Genomic DNA, 21,744 nt, shown 5'->3' on the forward strand with positions numbered 1-21,744 from the left:
AGGAGTTTTACATAGATGGGAAAATTATTTGGTACTGATGGCGTTCGTGGTGTATATGAAAAAGAATTGACATTGGATCTGGCTTATGGATTGGGTCAGGCCGGAGCCAGCGTTCTGGGAAGAAATGCGCATCGGCCCAAAATTGTCATTGGCATGGACACCCGGGAATCCGGAAACGCTCTGGAACAGGCTCTGGCCCGGGGAATTGTAGCAGTAGGCGGTGAAGCAGTATTGGTTGGCGTTCTACCAACCCCTGCTATAGCAGTGATTACCCGAGAAATCCAAGCTGATGCTGGGGTAGTAATTTCGGCTTCCCACAACCCCTTTCAATTTAACGGGATCAAATTTTTTGATGGTCTGGGATTCAAACTGCCAGATGCAGTGGAAGACGAAATTGAAACCATCGTTCTGGAAAAACAGGCAGTTGAATTAAAAGAGGGTGGCAGGATCAGTCAACTGGAAAAACCGGAAGACCTCTATCTAAACCACATTAAACAGGCAGTAAAAAGTGATTTTTCTGGACTCAAGGTAGTGATGGACTGTGCCAATGGGGCCGCCTATGCCATCGCTCCGGCGTTTTTTCGTAGCCTTGGTGCCGATGTGGTTGTGATCGGGGATCAGCCTGATGGCAAGAATATTAATGCCGGTTGCGGATCGACCCATTTACAGCCCTTGCAGCACCGGGTAGTGGATGAAAAAGCCGATATTGGTATTGCTTTTGATGGCGATGCGGATCGCTGTCTGGCAGTTGATAATGTGGGTGCGATCATCGATGGTGACAAAATTATGAATCTGATCGGATCTTCGATGAAGGCCGCCAATACTTTGAAGAAAGACACGGTTGTGGTCACTGTGATGAGCAATATCGGCCTGGATCTGGCCTTAAATGCCGCTGGGTGTAAAACCGTCAAGACGGATGTCGGCGATCGGTATGTTCTTGAAGCGATGGTTGCTGGCGATTATAATCTGGGCGGCGAACAGTCCGGACACCTGATTCTGCTGGATCATAATACCACTGGAGATGGGATGCTTACGGCCATGATCTTATTGGAATTGTTAAAACAGGATGGCCGGGATGCCAAAGCCCTGAATAATTTAATGACGGTTTATCCTCAGATCCTGGTTAATGCCAGAGTCGAAAATAAAAAGAAACTGGATTATCTGAATGATGCGGAGATTCAAAGACGGATTCAGGAAGTGGAAGCTCATTTTCACGGGCAGGGACGGGTGCTGATTCGGCCATCAGGAACCGAACCCCTGGTACGGGTGATGATTGAGGGGCAGGATCAAAATGAATTAACCACCATCGCCAGTGAGCTGGCTGTATTAATTGAACAACGCTTAGGCTGCTGAAATTTGGTAAGAAAATATAATTAAACCGAATGATAATGTCAAAAATTGAAAATTAAAAATAATTTAAGAAATGAGGGCTTTGTCCCTCATTTCTTTGTGTTGAAAGGACTTTTATGGTAGAATAACTCAGTATGTTTTTGGGTATAAAACTAATGGACCGTAACCAAAGACAGCCAAGAAGCGCCAGAACTCAAGTGATGGTCCACACAGAAATTGAGTTGACGAGGTCAGGGAGTATCGAAAATTCGGCGGATGCCCTGGAGAATTGTCATTTAAAACCAAAGAGTGATCTTTGGGACAGAGATGGCATAAAAAAGAAATATAGGTGAAAAAATGTGTGGAATTGTAGGTTATATCGGCGATAAACAGGCACAAGAAGTGCTAATTAATGGTCTTTCCCGGTTGGAGTACCGGGGCTATGACTCGGCCGGAATTGCGACCCTGGAAAATGAAATGATCCGGGTGGAAAAGAAAAAAGGGCGGCTTAAAAACCTGGAAGATGTACTGGATAAAACACCGCTTTCCGGCCAGGTCGGTATCGGTCATACCCGTTGGGCAACCCATGGGGTTCCTTCCGATGCCAATGCCCATCCCCATTGTAGTGTCAATAAAGAAATCTCGGTGGTTCACAATGGTATCATCGAAAATTATATGACGTTGAAAGATGAGCTGCAGGCGCAAGGCCATGTCTTTATTTCGGATACTGATACCGAAGTGATTGCCCATCTGCTGAATGAACTTTATACCGGTGATCTGGTCGAAACGATTCAGATTGCCTTACAGCGGATGAGCGGCTCTTATGCCCTGGCGGTTCTGTGTGCCAACGAGCCGGATAAGATTGTGGCTGTCCGTAAAGATAGTCCCTTGATTGTCGGACTGGGTGATGGTGAAAACTTTATCGCTTCGGATATTCCGGCGATTCTTAACTATACCCGGGAAGTCTATCTGCTGGATAACGGTGAAATGGCGGTGCTGACAGCAGATCATATTCAGGTTATGAACAGCACTGGTAACACCGTTGATAAAGAAGTTTTTGTTGTTGATTGGGATCCCGGCGATGCTGAAAAAGGCGGCTACGATCACTTCATGATGAAAGAAATGGTGGAGCAACCCAAGGCGATGATGGAAGCTTTAATGAGCCGTTGCTGTGAAAATGGTGCATCCTTTGCCGGGCTCAAGCTTAATGCGGAGATGATGAAAAAGATCAATCGGATTCAGATTGTTGCTTGTGGCACCGCTTATCATGCCGGGATGGTGGGTAAGTACTATTTTGAAAAATTCGCCCGGATCAGCGTCGAAACCGAAGCAGCTTCGGAGTATCGCTATAAAAATCCGATTGTCGATGAAAATACCCTGTTGATTGTGATCAGTCAATCCGGCGAAACCGCCGATACCCTGGCGGCGATCCGCCTGGCTAAAGAACGGGGAGCCTGGGTTTTGGCGGTGACCAATGTGGTCGGCAGTTCCATTGCCCGGGAAGCCGATGACGTCATTTATACCAATGCCGGACCAGAAATCGCCGTGGCATCGACCAAGGCGTATGTCACCCAGGTTGGTTGTATGATGCTGCTGGCTTCATTTTTGGGAAATCTCAATGGCAAAATGAACAAAGTAGATGCTGCTCGGATTTGTCATGGGCTGATGATGACCCCGGGACTGATCGATAAAGCATTGGAAACCCAGGACGTGATTAAAGCATTTGCCAATAAAAATTATCAGATCAGTGATCTTTTTTATATGGGGCGAGGGGTGGATCTTTATACCAGCATGGAAGGTTCACTAAAACTTAAGGAGATCTCCTATATTCATTCTGAAGCCTATGCCGCCGGGGAACTGAAGCACGGACCGATTGCCCTGATTGAGGAGGGTACCATCGTGGTAGCCGTCTGTACCCAGGAAAATGTGTTCGAAAAAATGCTCAGCAATATTAAAGAAGTAAAGGCCCGAGGCGCCCACGTATTGGCGATTGTTCAGGCCGGTCACGAAGATATTGCTTCGGAGGTGGATGAGGTCTGGGTGATTCCGGAGATGGACGATGATATCACCGCCATTCCCACCATTGTGTATCTGCAGCTGTTGGCTTATTATCTGGCGGTTGCCCGAGGCTGCGATGTCGATAAGCCGAAAAATCTGGCTAAGAGTGTGACGGTGGAGTAAAAACAAATTTAAAAATAATTAAGGAAGGTATTTAATACTGTATGCTACGCACAAGGGAGCTTTTGCACTATAGCTTATTCGCTATTTTGCAAAAGCCCCTTTTTTCTTGAGAATCCCCGATTTTTCCCGCAACAATATTATTGCCAAATAGGTAACATCATTACATCGACTTTTTTGAATTCCTGTGCTATTGTAGGAGATAGTGCAATGTGATTATCGAAAAGGAGTAAACAGATGAATCTATTGGTTTATACCTTGCAGGCAAATATATATGCGTTGATCATTTTGAGTATTATTTTTGTGAATTTTAGAAAACGGGCTGATCTGACAAATGCCAGCAACCGGTTTTTTTTGATCATGTTAAAAGTAGTCATGGCAATTCTGATTCTGGACAGCATCGGAATTAGTCTATATGGTCTGGCGGGGCAACCGATTCATTTTTTACTGATACTATTGACACTGATTTATTATCTTTTAAATCCGCTTCCCAGTTTATTCTGGATGGCTTATGTTCATTACACAATCCACCGCAGCGAAAAGCGGTTAAAAAAACTCGTTGCTGTGGCTCTGCTACCTGTTTATCTCAATAGTATTTTATCAATCGCCAGCATTTTTACCGGATGGCTGTTTTATTTTGGTGCCGATAATGTCTATCAGCGGGGACCGCTGTTTGTAATGGTGCCAATCTGCTGTTATTTTTATATTTTTTTATCATTTGTGATGATCTTATGGAATCGCAACCGCATCCGCCAGCGGGATCTTCTGCCGTTGCTCTTTTTTGCGCTACCGCCGTTTCTGGCGGGGGTTATTCAGGCATTGATATATGGTCTGGCAATTACCTGGCCGGCGCTGACTATTTCGCTGTTGACCATTTATATTTTTATTCAGTCCCGGACTATGAATACGGATCATCTAACAGGGCTTTATAACCGACGGGAGTTCGATTACTATCTGGAAGATTGGATGAACTGGCATTCGAAGAAGAAACAACTAGCTGGATTTATGTTGGATCTGGATCGTTTTAAAGAAATAAATGACAACTTTGGTCATAATGCCGGGGATCGTGCTTTGATCAACATGAGCGAAATTTTGAGGAAGAGTTTTCGAAACACTGATTTTATCGCCCGAATCGGAGGTGATGAATTTGTAGTGGTGCTGGAAGTGGATGATCAAAAGGATTCGATGGGCTTTTGGAGCGGCTGAAGGAAAATATGGATAACTTTAATAAGCAGACGCAAGAACGCTATAAATTGAGTGTCAGCAGTGGTAGTGGGATGTTTTTTCCTGAAAGAGAACAGAATCTTAGTGAGTTTTTTGGAGAATTAGATCGTCTGATGTATGTTGAAAAGGCGATGAAGAAGAACATTAGCGTTTAAGTAATACACTTGCAGAATTGAAATGATCATATAGTGGTAGAGAAACCAAAATACGGGTATGTATTTTTTTCACGAGTCGCTAAGGAGGCTATAATGGAAGAATTGAGGCGACTGTCGGAGTTCAACAAACATACTCTTTTTCAAAAAACCATAAACACCAATAATTCAGGTGTTTATGGTTTTTTATTAATACAGTTTATTTAGTATCGTTAATACCTGATTGGCAAGATCGGCTTCATCGACAGCAAAGACAATCACGGCAAGATTCAGTATTACCTTCGGATGATAAACTTCGTTAACTTGAACCCCATCACCAGTGGTGGAAAGAATGGCGCTTTTTCCTTTTTCGGTGAGATGGGTTTTGATGTGGCCAACCAGTCCGTTCTGGCTTTCAACCCAGTCCGCCAGGCCGTTTAAACCAACAGCGATGGCTTCTTTTATTGGCAGATACTCACCGCTGATTTCACGCTCTGCGGAAATAATTATGGCATTTTCGTGGTGGGTAATTGAAAGATCACCAAGGTTAGTTTTAGGGCGCAGATGTTCATGGATTTCATGCTTGTCATGATCGTGTCCACAGATATAGGACTCTTCCTGATGGGAATGATGGTTTTGGTGTTCATGGTGATCATGGCCGCAGGAGCAGGGCTCGTCCGGGTGAGCATATTGTCTTTTGCTGTGATCATGATCTTGGTCACAGGAACAGCGTATCTCGTCTTGTTCGAGGTGGGGATGTTGGTGCTGATGTTCGTTTTTCATTTTTTTCCTTTCAACTCAATACAATGTTGAGCCATATAATTCAACAAATAGCGTTGGTTACTTTTAAAATAATCGGCTGTTATAATGCGATTAACCGCTGATCAAGTAGTCTTTCCCAGAAATCATCAGGGATCTTGATGATGGCGGAGATGGGATAGCAGGGGAGCTTTTTATTATAAGTTTGAATGCTTTCGATGACGCTCTGAACCTTTTGTTCATCCACCGTATCGACTTTATTAATCAAAACACTGCTGGCGTTTTCCAGCTGACCGGAAACAAAGGGTTCCATGGCAGCGATTAAACGGAACCATCGCTTAGCATCTATGATGGTGATAATCTCAGTTTCCACGAGAAAGGCATCTTCAATCGTTTGTTTGATCTTATCGGGATAGGCCAGTCCGGTGGCTTCGATAACCAGCCATTGGGGATCAAATTCTTTTTTCAGGTACGAAACTGTATCCTCCAACTGGACCGACGACGTACAGCAGGCACAGCCCGCAAAAAGATTTTTAACAGTCAGCCCCTGATTTTCAAGCAGCAGGTTGTCTACCCCGGAGCCGCCAATTTCATTTTCGACAATCACCACCGGAGTGGTATTCTCATTATTTAAAGATCTGGCAACCAAAAACTCAGCCAGCTGCAGTAATACACTGGTTTTGCCGGAGCCCAGAAATCCTCCTAATACAATAACTTTCACTATTTCACCACTTTCATGTTAATTTCGCTCGATAATTAGCATCGACAAACCCAGATAAAGCAGTTCGTTATTGGAATTAAAATCAATGTTAAACAGTTTTTCTATTCTTTCCAGACGGTTGAGAAAGGAACTGCGATGAATATACAGCCGTTTGGCTGCCGCTGCAGCGTTGAGTCGACAGTCAAAAAAGGTCAATAACGTTTTATAATACTCGGTATGTTTCTCGGCATCATATTGCCGGAGCGTTAAAAGTTTTTCACTGCAGACTTGATGCATGGCAAAAATACCAGGACTATTTTTGAGTAGATAATGAAAGGCATAATCATCAAACCGATACGTCCAGAACATCGGCTGGTCGCAGGTGCCGAAATCCAGGGCAATTTCAGTTTGGTGATAGGCCGCCCGCAAATCACCCATGTCCCCAAAAACCCGGCTTAATCCAGCCACCAAGAGGCTGTCTCGAAGAAAATAGGGTAATTGTCGATAAAAATTTTTATCATTGACCGAATTAAACTGATCCAGATTAATCAGCATCAGCAGTCGTTCCCTGTAATTCAGACAGACACAGCCCTGCCACTGGTTTTCAATTTCGGAACTGAGGTAATCAGTATAAACATTTTTGGCATACCGGGTATTGGATCGAAATTGCACGAGCTGCAGATTGTCCGTTGTTTTCCAGTTGTTTTCAAAGGCGACTTTCTGCCATTGTTCGTCGGAACTCTGTTCATTTTGTAGCATGTTCAGCAGTGGCTCCCGCAGGCTGTTTAGCGCTACTTCTTTTAAATTGAAGGACTGATATTTTTGGTACAGTTTATCAGCGGTGGTAAATAAATGGGCCAAAATAGTCCGGACATAGGTTTTTGCAATTTCTTCGCTGCCGTTTGACAGCTGGATGATAAACCGTCCTACATAGCCATTATGATCAAAAACATTTTTGCAGATCATTTCGTCTGTACCGGATGGCGATACCATGGCGTAGTCAAAGATATCAGGCAAATCATACAAGGACTGGAAACTGGAATCAGTGATAAAATCGTTCACCACTTCTGGGAGTGAATTTTTATTTTCATCCATAAAAGCAGCGCTGGTTAATTCCTCAATGGATTTGGAATAGGCCGTATAATGAAACTTTTTATCAATCAAAAGAATCGGTTCGGTCAGAATCGACTGGCAGCTGTCAATCAGATCCTGAAAACTGCCATTTTCATAGTAGATCTGGTTTAACCGTTCATCCCATTGATCGAATCGATTGTAGATATCTTGGAGGTAATTGAATAATGATAATGCGGAAAGGTTTGATTTTATCACCATTACGGTTCCATCAATCATCTTCAGTGACCGGTTTGGTTTTTCGGTACATAAAAAGAGCGACTCAGCGCCATGGTTCCGGCTTTCAATCAGGGATTTGAGACCGTCGGCATCAATGATAACCACGGTTCCAGCAATGTCCAGGTCTGTTTCATAGAACACGGGACGCATAAAGCCAATGTCCGGATCACTTTTTTTCTCAAAGCTAACGGCAAACTTTTTAATCAGCCAATAGTAGATTACATCCCGAGAAAGTCTCATAGGTACCTCTAATTTTAAATAAATTTTCAGAAATTTCACGATGCAGCTTCATTCTATGTCATGCATGGTCATTTTGCAAGGGGTCATTACTATTTTACCACGATATCCTACACTGTGTAGAGTATGAGCTTTGTATTATCCTCTACTATGCCGGATGTACTTTTCGTAATAATGTCGTTATAATTAAACCATGTAAACGGTTTTAATTAAAAATAACCATTGAATTGGTAAAAATCCATTAAATTCAGGAGGAAATATCATGTTAACACCAAAAGAGAATTTTTTACTGGCAGCAGTTGAACACAAAAAACCAGAGTGGGTGCCCAACGAAATGAGTGATGTCATTATGTATGGCGGAGCTTTTGAGAGCTTTGAAAACGGTCCGGCCGGCGGTGGTCTGGACGGCTTTGGGGTAACCTGGCATGCTACGGAATCAGCTGGCGGCCAGCCGGTTCCGGGCGGTAAACCCGTGCTGGATGATATTGAAAAATGGGAAAATATCGTTAAGTTCCCAAATTTGGATGAGTACGATTGGGAAGGCAGCCTTGCCATGCAGGCAGGCATTTTTGGAGCTGACCGTGATCAGCGAGTGGTTGAATATGGGATGTGGAATGGACAGTTTTTACGTTTGACGCACCTGATGGGTTTTGAAAACGCCCTCTGTGCCATGCTGGAAGAGCCGGAAGCCTGCGACGCACTGTTTGCTGCGATTACCGATTATAAAATTAAGCTGGTTGAACGAGTCGCCAAACATTTTAAACCGGATATTATTACCAGCTATGATGACATTGCTACCGAAAGAGGCCTGTTTATGTCTCCTGGAACCTATCGGTCACTGATCAAACCCCATCATAAACGGTTAAATGATGCCATTAAGGCGCATGGAATCATTCCTTTTATTCACACCTGCGGGAAATGTGAAGAGATCATTCCGGATTATGTGGAAATCGGTACGGCTGCCTGGACATCGGCTCAACCGATGAACGATATTGAAGGGATTTTGAAAAAATACGGCAGCCAAATTGCTGTGGTTGGCGGTTATGACACCAACGGCCGTCCTGGTCTGGAAGAGGCCACGAATGAAGAAATTGATGCTGACGTCAAACGTTGTATGGAAACCTATGGCCCTTATGGCAGCTATGTATTTATGGGCTTTAGATTGATGAGCGGAGCAGGTCCGGAAAGCTTTATGGAAGGTATTCTTCCGATTAATGATGCCGTTGAAAAATATAAGCATATCAAATAATTTACGCAAAGAGTAATCACTGAAGGAGAAGAACATGATCATTATTGGAGAAAAAATTAACGGCGCCATCCCCTCCAGCGCCAAAGCGATTGCGGCCAAGGATGCCGAATTTATTAAGAATCTGGCGATTAAACGGGCGGAAGCCGGAGCGGATTTCATCGATGTTTGCGCATCAGTAGACGACGACATTGAACTGGAAACCATGAAATGGCTGATTGACATTGTCCAGAATGCGGTGGACACGCCGATTGCGGTGGACAGTCCCAACGTCTACACCTGCATTGAGTCCATTAAATACTGTCATAAGCCGGGACTGTTTAATTCCGTTTCATTAGAAGGTGACAAGGTTGATGTGGCTTTTAAAGCCATCGCCGATACCAAATGGGAATGTGTGGCCTTGCTTAACAGCGACAAGGGGATTCCCAAAACCGCCAAAGACCGGCTGGACGTTTTTGCCGATCTGATGGTGAAGGTCAAAGAATATAACATCGATCCATCACGGATGCATATTGATCCCCTGATTGAAATGCTCTGCACCTCCGAAGATGGCATCACCATGGTCACCGAAGTCATCCGTGGCATTAAAGCCCAATACCCGACCATCCATGTCACCGGTGCGGTCAGCAATATTTCCTTTAACCTGCCCGCCCGCCGGATTGCCAACCAGGCATTTGCCGTATTGGCCATGAGTGCTGGCATAGACAGCTTCATCCTCGTTCCGCTCAACAAGGATATGATGGGAATGCTCTTTGCCACTGAAGCGATGATGGGTGAAGACGAATATTGTATGGAATACATCGGCGCCTTCCGCGAAGGTATTTTTGTAAAATAAGTGCATTAAATTTAAATCAAAAATAAAAGGAGAAAATCTACATGTCAAAAATAGAAGATGTAAAAGTATTAGTCGAAACTGGTAAATCAAAGAAAGTTGCTGCAGCGGTTCAGGAAGCATTGGACGCTGGCGACAAAGCACAGGATATCCTGGACGCGATGATCGCTTCCATGGGTGTAGTTGGTGATAAATTCTCATCCGGCGAAATCTTTGTCCCAGAAATGCTCATTGCCGCCAAAGCGATGTCCAAAGGGGTGGAAGTGTTAAAGCCAGTGATGGCTGGCGATGGCTCAAGCTCTTTGGGTACCTGTATTATGGGAACCGTTGCCGGTGATCTTCACGATATTGGGAAAAACCTGGTTGTGATGATGCTGGAAAGTGCTGGTTTCGATATGGTTGATTTGGGTGTTGACGTGCCAGCGGAACGATTTGTGGAAGCGGCCAAAGAAAATAACAATGTCGTTCTGATTGCCTGTTCCGGTCTGTTGACTACAACCATGCCAGCTTTGAAAGAAGCGGTTCAGACCATTAAAGCGGCAATACCTGAGATGAAAGTCATCGTCGGCGGTGCCCCTGTTACACAAGAATATGCTGACGAAATCGGTGCTGATGGTTATGCACCAGATGCCGGAAGCTCGGCAGCCAAGGCTAAGGAAATCATTGGGGCATAAGGGATAGTTTTGGCCATAAAATAATCAAAAATTAATAAATACTGTCAATAGTTAATCTTAAACCCCTATTTAAGATTGACTATTTTCGATGTTCAAAAGCATAACCAAAACTTATCAACAGCTTTGCCTTTTTGAATTATCTTTTTTTTAGAAAATTCGTTATAGTGGATAAGATTCTTTTTTAAAAGCATCGGAAATGAAAACGTTTATCAAAATTGATGCTGTTGTATCAACCAATTGAAATGTTAAAATTTCCTGAGCAAAATTATGATACGAGGTAAAAAATTATGAAGAATAACAAAAGAAAATGGATATTTCAATTAGGCATTCCAATTCTTGCGATCTATTTATTGATTACTTGTATGGCTTTAGCTATTTTTAGTCAAAATAGTTTGCCGGAGTCTTCAATGCTTAATCAGCCACTGATCATCCTGGCAATTTTGGGCATTGGTCTATGTTTAAATTTAGGTTCATTGATTATTCTGTCATCAAAATATTACAAACGTTCATCAAAAATAGCTGGCATTTTGGAACACCTCACAGACGGCGCGGGAAACCTTGAATTGAGCGCGATTGAAAATGATCCAGATGAATTAAGTCAGGTTGTTATGGCGTTGGTAAGTAAGATGCAGATATATTCAGATGCAGCAAGTCAATTAGCAACCGGAGAACTTTCGCTTGAAGCGCTGCCAATATCAAATAATGACTTATTGGGAAGAAATCTTATTTTAATTGGTGAGTCCCTCTCCATACTGGAAGCGGACACTAAAAAATTATCCGTCATGATGGATCCTGATGATGTTAAACCAGCTGCCGCGGGTCTTTCAGGAATCTACTTGTTTCTGCTTGATAATATTAGCAGAATAGTCACTCAAAATTCGGCTAAAATTGAACTGTATGAGAATGCCATGGATGCTATACCTTATCCCATGCACATTCTGGATACCAATTCCCATTGGCTGTTTTTTAATAAAACCCTGGAGAATCAACTTTTGCAGGCTGGCATTATTGAGAACCGGGAAGGTGCCTATGGCAGAAAAGCCTGTGAATTTGGGGTGGAACATTGTAATACCGTAGAATGTCCGGAAAACTGCAGTATTTATCAGTTGGTTAATAACGGCATTACTACCTTTGACTTTGAATTTTTAGGCGCATACCTGCAAAAGAATTCCCGATTAATCACCAACAAAAAAAATAAAAATATCGGTTTTCTAGAAATAACTATGGATCTGACATCAATGGTGAGTATCAATCGATACACAGAGGCCGAGGTTTCACGGCTCAAAGAAAACCTTCTGCTTCTAGCCGATGGCGATCTGAACTTTGATCTGACGATCGGTGAAGGTAATCAATACACAAATGAAATAAAAGAATATTTTGGGGCAATCAATATGAGTTTAGGTGTAGTCAAAAGGTCTGTTGGGGATCTGATTGGCGAAGCCAACATGCTGTTAGACTCCATTATTAAAGGAAAGCAGATAAAAGCTGATGAAACAAGTTTTAGAGGCTCATGGCAAACCATTATTTCCGGGATGAACAACATCCTGATGGAGATTGCCAAGCCCTTTGATGAGATTTCGACAGTAATGGATGCCATTTCGACTGGTGATTTGAGAACCAGCATCACGGGTCAATACGAAGGTGGTTTTGACCAGATGAAACAATCAGTGAACGGCACCGTTGCACAATTAAACAGTGTTATTGAAGAAATCTCAGCAGTGACTAGGGAAATTGGCAATGGCAACTTAGACATTGACGATATTCAGGCGTATAACGGCGATTTTATCGGGATCTCAAATGCCCTGAATGAGATTATCAAAACACTAAATACGCTCTTAAGTGAAATCTACACGGCGGCCTTGCAGGTCAGTTCAGGAGCCAACCAGGTGGCTGCTGGCAGTCAGTCGTTAGCTCAGGGAGCCACCGAACAGGCCAGTTCCATCGAAGAGCTAACCGCATCAATCGCTGAAATTACCGATCAGACCAGGGAAAACGCCAAAAATGCCAATAAGGCCCGGGAACTAACCGGGGTTGTTCGTGAAAATGCGGATATCGGCAACGGACAGATGGCGGAAATGCAAAACGCCATGATTGATATCAATCAATCGTCCAAAGACATTTCCAAAATCATTAAAGTCATTGACGACATTGCTTTCCAGACCAATATTCTGGCTTTAAATGCGGCTGTAGAGGCAGCCCGAGCGGGCGTTCATGGCAAGGGCTTTGCGGTGGTGGCAGAAGAGGTCCGAACCCTGGCGGCCCGCAGCGCCGAAGCGGCCAAGGAAACCACCCGGCTGATTGAAGGTTCCATCAATAAGGTTCAACATGGGACGCAAATGGCCAATGAAACCGCAACGGCGCTTAATGATATTGTCAGCGGGATTAGCGAAATCACTGATCTGATGGGGAACATCGCCTTGGCATCAAATGATCAGGCAACGGGGATCGCCCAGATTAATGCGGGTATTGACCAGGTAGCCCAGGTGGTTCAGCAAAACTCAGCAACCTCGGAGGAGAGTGCCGCTGCCAGCGAAGAACTTTCCAGCCAGGCGGAATTATTAAAAGAAACCATCCATCAGTTTACCTTAAGAAAATAAAAATCAATAAAAGTTATCTGTGCTTTGTCTGCCTGTAGACAAAGCACAGATAGCTTTTTTATTCTGTAAACTTATAATTGTTGCCAGTTCGCTATTGGAATAGCAGAAAAATCGCAATCTATGATTGAATTGAAGCAAAACCAGATGCTTCATAAATTTAGCGTTGTGTGGAAAACAAACGAATGATAAAATTGGAGCAAAGAATGCAATGATGAATGATCATCCCAGCGAGGTGGAAAAATGGATTTCAGAAAATTGGAGTATTTTATAGCAGCGGTTGAGCACGGCAGTTTTACCAAAGCGGCTCAGGAATGCTTTGTCTCCCAGACGGCCATGAGCCAACAGATGGCCGCTATGGAACAGGAACTGGATTTTCAATTGTTTGACCGATCCGGTTATCGTCCGACCTTAACCTTGGCCGGCAAAGCTTTTTATGAAGCCAGCAAGCGGATCATTGAGGATTACGAACAAGCAGTAATAAAGGCCAAGGCCTTAAAAAATGGGTTTTCAGGATCATTGCGAATCGGCGTATCCGGTCCGGTTGAAAAACGTTTTTTGCCGGAGGTGTTAAGTAAATTTGTCGCCCGTCACCCGGAAGTGAATCTGGAACTGTATGAACTCAGCTTTAGAAAATTATCTGAAAAAATAAGAAATAACGAAATTGATATCATGTTCGGACTGGCCAATGAAATTCAGACCTATCCCCAGATCGAGATCACCACCTTATTCACCAGCACCCTATGTGTCATTGTCTCGACCAGTCATCCCTGGCACGATCGTTATGAAATCTATGGCAATGAATTGAAATCTGAGAAGCTGATTATTTTTTCAAAAACCTATGGACCCAAGTATCATGACTCTTTTTTCAGGAGCTGCGAACAGGACGGTTTTGAACCGAATGTTATTAAAGAGGTTGATAATTTTGATGAGATGATTTTATTGGTCAGTGCCAATAAAGGAATTGCCATTATTTCTGAGGAAGTGCTAACCGAAGCTTCTGGGATTCACCGGATAAAACTGATCGAAACCCATCATCATTCAGAATTTTGCATGGCCCGAAATAAGAATGATGATAATCCCCTCATTGATGAATTTATGCAATTGATTATTAAAAAGAGTAAGGAGGGAGCAAGTGCTTGAATCGACAAACCCTGGAGTATTTTATCGCATTATCTGAAACTTTAAATTTCACTGAAGCTGGAAAACGCCAGTTTGTTTCACAAACGACCATCAGTCGCGCCATCAAACAATTGGAAAAAGAGATTGGTTTTGCACTTTTTGAAAGTTGCACCACAAAAGTTCAGCTCACTCCAGCGGGTAGCGATTATTTAACCAGTGTGAAATCGATACTGAAATTATACGATAAAGCGGTTGAAGATGGCGTGCGTTTAAGTTACAAAGAAAACAATGTCTTAAAAGTGGGCTTTTCTAATGATCTGGGCTTTGAGTATGTGACTGGAGTATTAAAACGATATCAGCAAAAAAATCAAAGTGTCGAAATCGTTCTGCAACAAAGTACACCGGCACAATTGCTGACCCAAATCAACGATGGCACTTTGGATATTATTTCGGTCTTTAAAGCAGAACTGCAGGATGAAAAAGGAATCAATTCATTAAATGTCTGTCAATATAATGTAAAAGTTGGTGTGGGGCCATTTCATCGGTTTGCAGGACGAGAATCGATTGAAGCAACTGAACTTAGAAATGAGAAAATTATTGTGCCCAAAAGGGAAAGCTTTCAGAAGCATTATGATTATATTCTGGATTGCTGTCGTCAGGATGGTTTTGATCCGATAGTCATTGAAGTCGATTCGTTTGAAACCCAGTTACTGTTAACTGAATTGGGAAGGGGCATTTCTTTCTATCCTGATTCAGATGGGCTGACGAAAAAATATCAGACGATCACGTTTTTGAAAATTAATCAGACGCATCATCAATATAACATTGAATTTGCCTGGAATCAGGCGAATAAAAATCCTTGTCTTAACGCATTCCTCAATACAGCGCGAGACAAAAATTAAAGAGGTCACAAAAGCCTGGTACTTATGCATTTTTAGCATAAGCATCAGGCTTTTTAATCGTTAGACAACAGTGTTAATTTTAATTACGATAGAAGCGTTGAATGCTATTATTTTATTTTGAAAGGCAGAGATTTAATGAAAAAATTTGAACAATTATTTTCGCCAGTAGTACTGGGAAACAGACAGTTTAGAAACCGGATTTTTGCAGCGCCAATTGGGTTGGAATACTATCCCGACGAGCGATTGCATCCGGGGGATGAATTTATCGCTTATTTTGAAAGAAAGGCTCAGGGCGGAGGCGGCCACCGTCAGCATTGGTTCAGCAATGGCTGATAATGCCAGAGGTGCCATCGGTCCGACCATCAGACTGGATGATCCCACCGCTTTGTCGCCTTTATACAGACTTTCTCAATGTATCAGCAGACACGGCGCTGTTGCCGATATTGAACTCCAACACTGTGGGGCAAATTCGTATCACAGCAAGTTTGGTCTGGGAAATGAGATTTTTGGTGCCTTTGATTCGGTTAATGGTTTAGGGATGGAGATTCCCCAAATGCCGGAAGAAGTTATTTTTGAAATCATCAAGAAATTTGGCGATGCGGCACAAACCGCCAAACACTGCGGTTTTGGGATGGTAACTATCCATGCCGGTCATGGCTGGATGTTCAACCAGTTTCTTGGACCCCATAACAACCGACGGGATCAGTGGGGTGGTTCCATGGAAAATCGGGCTCGCTTTGTTAATGCGGCCATTGCCGATATCAAGAAAAAATGCGGTCGTGATTTTCCGGTTTGTGTTCGGATCAGCGGAGCAGAGCTTTTTGAAGGCGGTTATGACATTGACTACGGCGTTGAGATTGCCAAACAATTAGATGGGCATGCGGATCTGATCAACGTTTCGGTAGGCGCTCACGAAGAAACTTCGGTGTTTACCATCACTTCCCCCAGTATGTTTTTAGATGACGGTGCCAATGTAAAATATGCGGCGGCAGTGAAAAAAGTCATCCGTCATTCTAAAATTGCAACGGTAGGTGCATTGGCTGAACCGGAGCTGTTGGAAGAGATCATTGCTTCAGGAAAAGCCGATGTGGTGATGTTGTGCCGTCAATTGATGGCTGATCCGGACACCCCTATTAAAGCCCAAATGGGACAGGAGAAAAAAATTCGCAAATGCATTCGTTGCTTTGAATGTTTCTCGGCGCACTTCACAAAGTTAACAAGCATTTGCGCAATCAACCCAGAAATTGGTTTTGAACGGGAAGTAAAATACAATCAGGTATTGCCTCAAAAGAAGAAAAAAGTATTGATTGCCGGGGGCGGCATCGGTGGTATGCAAGCGGCTCTGACTGCTTATGAACACGGTCATGAAGTTATTCTTTGTGAAAAGTCAAATGAATTAGGCGGTGCTTTGCGTTGTGAGAAAAAAGTGCCTTTCAAGCAGAATATGCAGCAATATCTGGATTCACAAAGTGCGCTGATAGAAGAAGCGGAAATTGATTTGCGTATGAATACCGAAGTCACGCCGGAATTAGCTAAAGTCTTAAAACCAGATGTTATCATTGCTGCCTTGGGCGCAAAAGCAGTGATGCCCAATATCCCTGGAATTAACGGCAAAAACGTTATGGATGCAGATGCGGGATATCTGGAGGCCGAGAAAGTTGGCGAAAAAGCAGTTGTTCTAGGTGGCGGATTATCCGGGATTGAACTGGCCATTTATCTTTCACAGCTAGGGAAAAAAGTGACCATTATCGAAATGTCCAACCGTTTGAACTTTTCAAACAATGTCATTCATTCAATGGCCATTAACAATGAAATCCTGAAGTATCAAATCGTGGTAGTGACTTCAACCAAAGCTGTCGAGATCACTGAAAAAGGTGTCATTGGTGAGTTTGTTGGTGACTCATTTTCAGAAGAACAATGCTGCGATACCATTACAAAAGGAATGTTGGTATCGGCTGTGACCCAGGCCAGTTTGAATCAACACTACGAAATTGGCAAACAAAGCCTTTATGAAGCGGACACGGTGATCTATGCGCTTGGGCAGAAACCACTGCGAGACCAGTCAAATGAATTGAGAAACTGCGCACCATTATTCTTTGAACTTGGCGATTGTGTTGAACCTAAAAATGTTTATACGGCCAATGCCACCGCCTATACCATTGCCCGGGATATCGGACGTTATTGATATAACATCATAAGTAAACCTGATTATCATCTTTGCTTCTTTGAATTATCTTTTTGGTCAGAGATTCGTTATACTTGTCTTAGTTAGATAAATAACAAACAAGGAGAAACGAATTAATGGGAAAAATAATAATGACCGGTGTAGACGGTAATTTTGGCGGTTATTCTGCGCGCAGTATTTTAAAAAAAGTGCCGAAAGACCAGCTGATCTTTACAACCCCAAACAAAGATGTGATTAAACAGTATCAAGAGCAGGGCGTCGAGACCCGATATGCGGATATATTTAATAAAGAGACATTATTAAAAGCCTTTGCAGGGGGAGAGGTACTACTGCTAATCTCTATGCCTTTTGTTGGTGAGCGCCGAAGAACTGCTCACAAGAACGCGATTGATGCTGCCGTTGAAGCGGGTGTGAAAAAAATTGTTTATACCTCCATTGTCGGTGCCGGCGAAGAAGACTGTGATACCTATGAAGTTTCAGATCATAAAATCACCGAAGCTTACCTGAAAAGCCTTGATATTGACTGGATCATCTTACGGGATTCCCAGTATGCCGAGGCAATGGTATCGGTGTTTGAACAAAGTGCCGCCGAAAACGGTGTAATGGCCACTAACATGGGCAATGGGCACATGGCCTTCATTTCACGGGATGATTGTGCCGAAGTCGCTGCCTGTGTGGCGGCCGGGGCTGGCGAAAACAATACCATCTACGATATCAGTGGACCGGAAGCGATGACCATTACCGAATTCTGTAAAATCGGCAGCGAAGTCACCGGCAAAACGGTTACCTATCAGGAATTGACTGACGACGAGATGTACGCCTTCTTCGATTCTATTGGTGTGCCGAGAAATACCGAAGGTGAATGGGCCGAAACAGCCAAGAACTTTCCCTTCTGTTCCGATGGGATGGTGACCTTTGGCCGGGCCATCCGCTTGGAACAGATGAACGCCTGCTCCAAGGATGTAGAAATGCTGATTGGCAGAAAACCATTATCAGTCCGGGAAATCTTCGAGGATCTGGAAAATCACCGGATTGGTAGCCGAACCTCAACTGAAAATTAACAAAGTTAGAAAAGAAAAAAACAGCATTATCCAATTAATGGAGATGCTGTTTTTTGTTTGTCTTTATAAAAGGAATACAAATGATTTCTTATTGCGGTACATTTCGCAATAAAATTCCACAGGACAAAAACAATTGAAACATCATGTCGTCCTGGAGCATCTCATAATTCAGACCCGTGAGCTTTTGAATGTTTTTTAAACGATAAACCACGGTGTGGCGATGGATCTTGAGTGAATCAGCGGTACCGCGGTAATGTTTTTGCCGTTGGCAATATAGGCTCTAAGACATAAAAGCAACTCGTGGGTATAGGGATCCTGCTGATTCAAGCTTTTAAGCTGGGGGACAATGAGCACATCGAGTTTGGTGTGGCGATCAAGAACCGTTAAAATATGATCGGCATAAATGTCATTAAAACAGATAATTTCACAAGCAGCATCATTGGCGTATTCGTTGGCTATCTGACACTGCAGATAGGCCAGATTAATTTCATAGATATCATTAAAAACCATACTCTTCGTCGCTTTGAATTCGCGTTTGGCTAAGAAATCCAGAATCAGCTCATGGAACTGTTTTTTATTTTCAGGTTCGAGATTGTAATCACAGACGAGAATCAGTGACTCAAACAAAAAAATCAGCTGATCTTTAAACAATCGGGAAAGCTGATTAGAGTAACCCTGAGTGCTGAAATCCGAATCAATAATTTTTCCGGCAGGGCTAAAGCACCATAAGGCATAAGGTTCCGCGATCTTGCGGTCTTTTAAACCTAAATGATGGGCGAGGATATGGGGATCGACGTATTTTTCTTTAATCAAACGGTAGAGATACCAGGGGGTTTCCAGATTTTTGCAAAATTCGTCATTCACCTTTAGGGCATTTTCGATTATTTGCTGAGCCAGCCACAGGTTGGCATATTCGGACTTTGTCAGCGGACTGATCAGTTCCGTCATCGCCAGTGATCCGAACAGCTGGCCATTGACAAGAATCGGCGCAATCAGGCGTTTGATGTTTCCAAACGTATCCGGGGACTGATAATAAAAGGGCTGGTGCTGGGTTCTGAACTTTTCGCTGAGATTGATACTGTCAACCTCTTTTAAAGAATAGCCTTTTTCCAGAACGTGAGCCCAGATCGCATCCAATTTATCCAGATTCATGTTACTGGTGCGCATCAGCAGCCCCTGGGAATCGTCAAACAAGGCCGCCGGGTTTTTAAGATACCGGCAGGCTTCGTCCAGGATGGCCTGGAGCGTCTGGCCGTTAAAAATCGCTTCGTTAATGTGTTCCAGCCATCGTTGATAGCGGTCAAAAATCGCCTGAACCGCGTCAAACAGCTCACCGGCATCGGTTTGCGAAGGTATGATGATAACCGACCAATGGGGGTCGAGCAGGGCTTCGTCAATCGGACCCAGACAGATAAAGGACAATGATTTTGGCGATTGCAGGTCAGCTAATTGTTTTGCATCGCTGAGATAGAGCAATTCCTCACTCAGGTCACAACCACCCTCAGGGCGATAAAAGCGGATTCCGGAGAGGTTTAATTGAATGGTTTTGCCTGAAATTAATGCAGCGTCCGGCCAGGCGAGCTGTTCAAATACAATATCAATGCTCAGTTTCATCAGGAACTCCTTTCATCTTATACAAGTTTGTATAATAATAATGATTATTTTTTTATTATATGGACAATGACTTTAAAGTGCAAGTTAAATATAATAAGGACAAATAAATATTGAGAAGGATTTCATTATCACTTCTTAATCAAAAGGAGAAATAAAATGTTAAATTCAATTAATCGCGATGCGTTTACGCTGTTTAACCAGGGAGGGAATCTGATACCTTATGAGTACACCGGGTATAAAAATGAAATTTTGGCATCAAAATCTACCGCCTGGTTTGGGACAACATTGAATAGTTCACCAATTTATGATGTTAAAGGACCGGATGCGGCAAAATTCCTGACCTCCATCTGCATCAACAGCTTTTTAAAGATGAAACCAGGCAGCATCCGCCATGCCGTTCTATGTAATGACCAGGGTTTCATTCTGACTGACGGAGTAGTCATGATGATTGCCGAAAATCACTTCCGAACCTACTGGCTTAACCCGGTGGTGGGATATTATGTATCGGTTACTGAGATGGATGTTGAAGGCGTTGATTTGTCGGGTAAAGAGTTTTTCTTCCAGCTGGCTGGACCAAAATCTCTGGAAATTCTGGAACAGGCTTCTCAAAGCGATCTCCATGATATAGCCTTTACCAAACATCGGATGGCAAAAATTGCCGGGATCGATGTACGCATTCTCAGACTGGGCATGGCCGGCACCCTGGGCTACGAAATTCATGGCGATACGAAAAATTCAGAAGCGGTTTATGACTGTATCTGGGAAGTGGCTAAAACCTTTGACGCCAAAAAGCTGGGACAGGTTGGTTATACCATGAACCATACTGAAGCCGGTTTCCCGAATATCAATATGCATTATCCATTGCCCTGGTTTGAAACGGAAGGCCTAAAAGAGTATATGGCCGCAAGACCGATGGAAGGCTTTTTTAATCTGAATAGAGCCCTGGTTGGCAGCGTGGGTGATGATTTAACGACCCGTTTTGTCACCCCCTATGATGTCGGCTGGGAATATCTGATCAAGTTTGATCATGACTTCCCGGGCAAGGCGGCATTGGAAGAAATTGCCAAAAACCCGACCAGAACCATGGTGACCCTGGAATGGAATCCCGATGACCTGGGCGAAATCTTTGCTTCACAGTTCAGAGGTCAGGACGTTGAACCTTTTGAAACCATGGACGACCGCCCGATGGATATGTATTACAACAGCGGTTTTTCGATGTATTACCACGCTGATAAGGTTCTGGCTGACGGCCGTGAAATTGGTATTTCCAGCGGTCGATTGAATAGTTATTACTATCAGCGGATGATTTCGCTGGCCTTTATCAAGCCGGAATATGCCGTTGAAGGAAAAGAATTGAAGGTTGTCTGGGGAACACCGGGAAAACCGCAAAAAGAAATCCGGGTGACGGTTGCCCGTTCGCCTTATATGAATCTGGAAAACAATAAAGAAATTGATGTGAACGAAATTCCGAGATATAACAAATAATCTATTATAAAGAAGAATACTAAAATCATCTGATAAAAAATTAATAAAGTCAGTTATAAAACGCGTTTGTTGCAAAATTTTAAGATAAACGCGTTTTATACTAAATGAGAATGAATTAGTA

At 43.2% G+C, this 21,744-nt stretch carries 19 protein-coding genes; 14 read left to right on the forward strand and 5 right to left on the reverse strand.

Translation table 11 applies throughout. The annotated features are described in order from the left end of the window. The first annotated feature begins 15 nt into the window (after window positions 1-15). The 4 genes from glmM to CHL1_RS05790 all read left to right on the forward strand — a co-directional run bounded on the left by glmM (window position 16) and on the right by CHL1_RS05790 (window position 4,886). The gene (gene glmM, locus CHL1_RS05775) at window positions 16-1,353 is read left to right on the forward strand and encodes a phosphoglucosamine mutase (protein ID WP_070369765.1); all 1,338 of its coding nucleotides are present in this window, start codon (window positions 16-18) and stop codon (window positions 1,351-1,353) included. A 333-nt stretch (window positions 1,354-1,686) separates the two neighbouring features. Further along, window positions 1,687-3,510: a glutamine--fructose-6-phosphate transaminase (isomerizing) gene (gene glmS / locus CHL1_RS05780; protein WP_250935211.1), complete on the forward strand. Its 1,824-nt coding sequence runs from the start codon at window positions 1,687-1,689 to the stop codon at window positions 3,508-3,510. A 234-nt stretch (window positions 3,511-3,744) separates the two neighbouring features. Next, the gene (locus CHL1_RS05785; protein WP_070369768.1) at window positions 3,745-4,713 is read left to right on the forward strand and encodes a GGDEF domain-containing protein; all 969 of its coding nucleotides are present in this window, start codon (window positions 3,745-3,747) and stop codon (window positions 4,711-4,713) included. An 8-nt stretch (window positions 4,714-4,721) separates the two neighbouring features. Beyond that, entirely contained in the window at window positions 4,722-4,886 is a 165-nt protein-coding gene (locus tag CHL1_RS05790) for a hypothetical protein (protein WP_175440880.1), read from the forward strand. Between the two features lie 186 nt (window positions 4,887-5,072). Here the strand turns inward: CHL1_RS05790 and CHL1_RS05795 are convergent, their stop codons facing one another. The 3 genes from CHL1_RS05795 to CHL1_RS05805 form a co-directional block, all read right to left on the reverse strand. Then, the gene (locus CHL1_RS05795) at window positions 5,073-5,645 is read right to left on the reverse strand and encodes a hypothetical protein (RefSeq protein ID WP_070369769.1); all 573 of its coding nucleotides are present in this window, start codon (window positions 5,643-5,645) and stop codon (window positions 5,073-5,075) included. A 79-nt stretch (window positions 5,646-5,724) separates the two neighbouring features. Next, on the reverse strand, window positions 5,725-6,342 hold the full coding sequence (locus tag CHL1_RS05800) for a GTP-binding protein (protein ID WP_070369770.1): 618 nt from the start codon (window positions 6,340-6,342) through the stop codon (window positions 5,725-5,727). An 18-nt stretch (window positions 6,343-6,360) separates the two neighbouring features. Next, complete coding sequence (locus CHL1_RS05805) at window positions 6,361-7,911, reverse strand: PucR family transcriptional regulator (protein WP_250935213.1); 1,551 nt, start codon at window positions 7,909-7,911, stop codon at window positions 6,361-6,363. 259 nt (window positions 7,912-8,170) lie between these two features. On the opposite strand from CHL1_RS05805, the gene CHL1_RS05810 reads away from it, so the two are divergent. The 9 genes from CHL1_RS05810 to CHL1_RS05850 all read left to right on the forward strand — a co-directional run bounded on the left by CHL1_RS05810 (window position 8,171) and on the right by CHL1_RS05850 (window position 18,524). Beyond that, a complete protein-coding gene (locus tag CHL1_RS05810) occupies window positions 8,171-9,157 on the forward strand; it encodes a uroporphyrinogen decarboxylase family protein (RefSeq protein WP_070369773.1) in 987 nt (328 codons plus the stop codon). A 34-nt stretch (window positions 9,158-9,191) separates the two neighbouring features. Then, window positions 9,192-9,989, forward strand: a complete 798-nt coding sequence (locus tag CHL1_RS05815; RefSeq protein ID WP_250935215.1) for a methyltetrahydrofolate cobalamin methyltransferase — start codon at window positions 9,192-9,194, stop codon at window positions 9,987-9,989. Between the two features lie 41 nt (window positions 9,990-10,030). After that, a complete protein-coding gene (locus CHL1_RS05820) occupies window positions 10,031-10,660 on the forward strand; it encodes a corrinoid protein (protein WP_070369775.1) in 630 nt (209 codons plus the stop codon). Window positions 10,661-10,947: 287 nt separating this feature from the next. Then, window positions 10,948-13,257 (forward strand): methyl-accepting chemotaxis protein, encoded by a 2,310-nt coding sequence (locus CHL1_RS05825; protein WP_070369776.1) that lies wholly within the window; start codon window positions 10,948-10,950, stop codon window positions 13,255-13,257. 240 nt (window positions 13,258-13,497) lie between these two features. After that, window positions 13,498-14,397, forward strand: a complete 900-nt coding sequence (locus CHL1_RS05830; RefSeq protein ID WP_070369777.1) for a LysR family transcriptional regulator — start codon at window positions 13,498-13,500, stop codon at window positions 14,395-14,397. After that, the gene (locus tag CHL1_RS05835) at window positions 14,394-15,278 is read left to right on the forward strand and encodes a LysR family transcriptional regulator (RefSeq protein ID WP_070369778.1); all 885 of its coding nucleotides are present in this window, start codon (window positions 14,394-14,396) and stop codon (window positions 15,276-15,278) included. The genes CHL1_RS05830 and CHL1_RS05835 overlap by 4 nt, the downstream gene beginning before the upstream one ends. A gap of 135 nt (window positions 15,279-15,413) precedes the next feature. Beyond that, on the forward strand, window positions 15,414-15,611 hold the full coding sequence (locus CHL1_RS05840) for a hypothetical protein (protein WP_250935217.1): 198 nt from the start codon (window positions 15,414-15,416) through the stop codon (window positions 15,609-15,611). Next, window positions 15,535-17,463, forward strand: coding sequence for an oxidoreductase (locus tag CHL1_RS05845; protein ID WP_250935218.1), 1,929 nt, complete (start codon window positions 15,535-15,537; stop codon window positions 17,461-17,463). The genes CHL1_RS05840 and CHL1_RS05845 overlap by 77 nt, the downstream gene beginning before the upstream one ends. A 116-nt stretch (window positions 17,464-17,579) precedes the next feature. After that, complete coding sequence (locus CHL1_RS05850) at window positions 17,580-18,524, forward strand: NmrA family NAD(P)-binding protein (protein ID WP_070369780.1); 945 nt, start codon at window positions 17,580-17,582, stop codon at window positions 18,522-18,524. An 88-nt stretch (window positions 18,525-18,612) separates the two neighbouring features. On the opposite strand, the gene CHL1_RS18485 is transcribed toward CHL1_RS05850, so the two are convergent. Both CHL1_RS18485 and CHL1_RS05855 read right to left on the reverse strand, forming a co-directional pair. Next, entirely contained in the window at window positions 18,613-18,750 is a 138-nt protein-coding gene (locus CHL1_RS18485) for a helix-turn-helix domain-containing protein (RefSeq protein ID WP_420840493.1), read from the reverse strand. Next, window positions 18,720-20,138: a CdaR family protein gene (locus CHL1_RS05855; RefSeq protein WP_250935229.1), complete on the reverse strand. Its 1,419-nt coding sequence runs from the start codon at window positions 20,136-20,138 to the stop codon at window positions 18,720-18,722. Before CHL1_RS05855 ends, CHL1_RS18485 begins: the two co-directional genes overlap by 31 nt. Before the next feature lie 156 nt (window positions 20,139-20,294). Between CHL1_RS05855 and CHL1_RS05860 the strand changes: the two genes are divergently transcribed. Then, on the forward strand, window positions 20,295-21,623 hold the full coding sequence (locus CHL1_RS05860) for an aminomethyl transferase family protein (protein WP_250935231.1): 1,329 nt from the start codon (window positions 20,295-20,297) through the stop codon (window positions 21,621-21,623). Window positions 21,624-21,744 lie beyond the last annotated feature (121 nt).

The sequence above is a fragment of the Acetobacterium wieringae genome (assembly GCF_023700225.1).
In the GTDB taxonomy this organism is placed as follows: Bacteria; Bacillota; Clostridia; order Eubacteriales; family Eubacteriaceae; genus Acetobacterium; species Acetobacterium wieringae.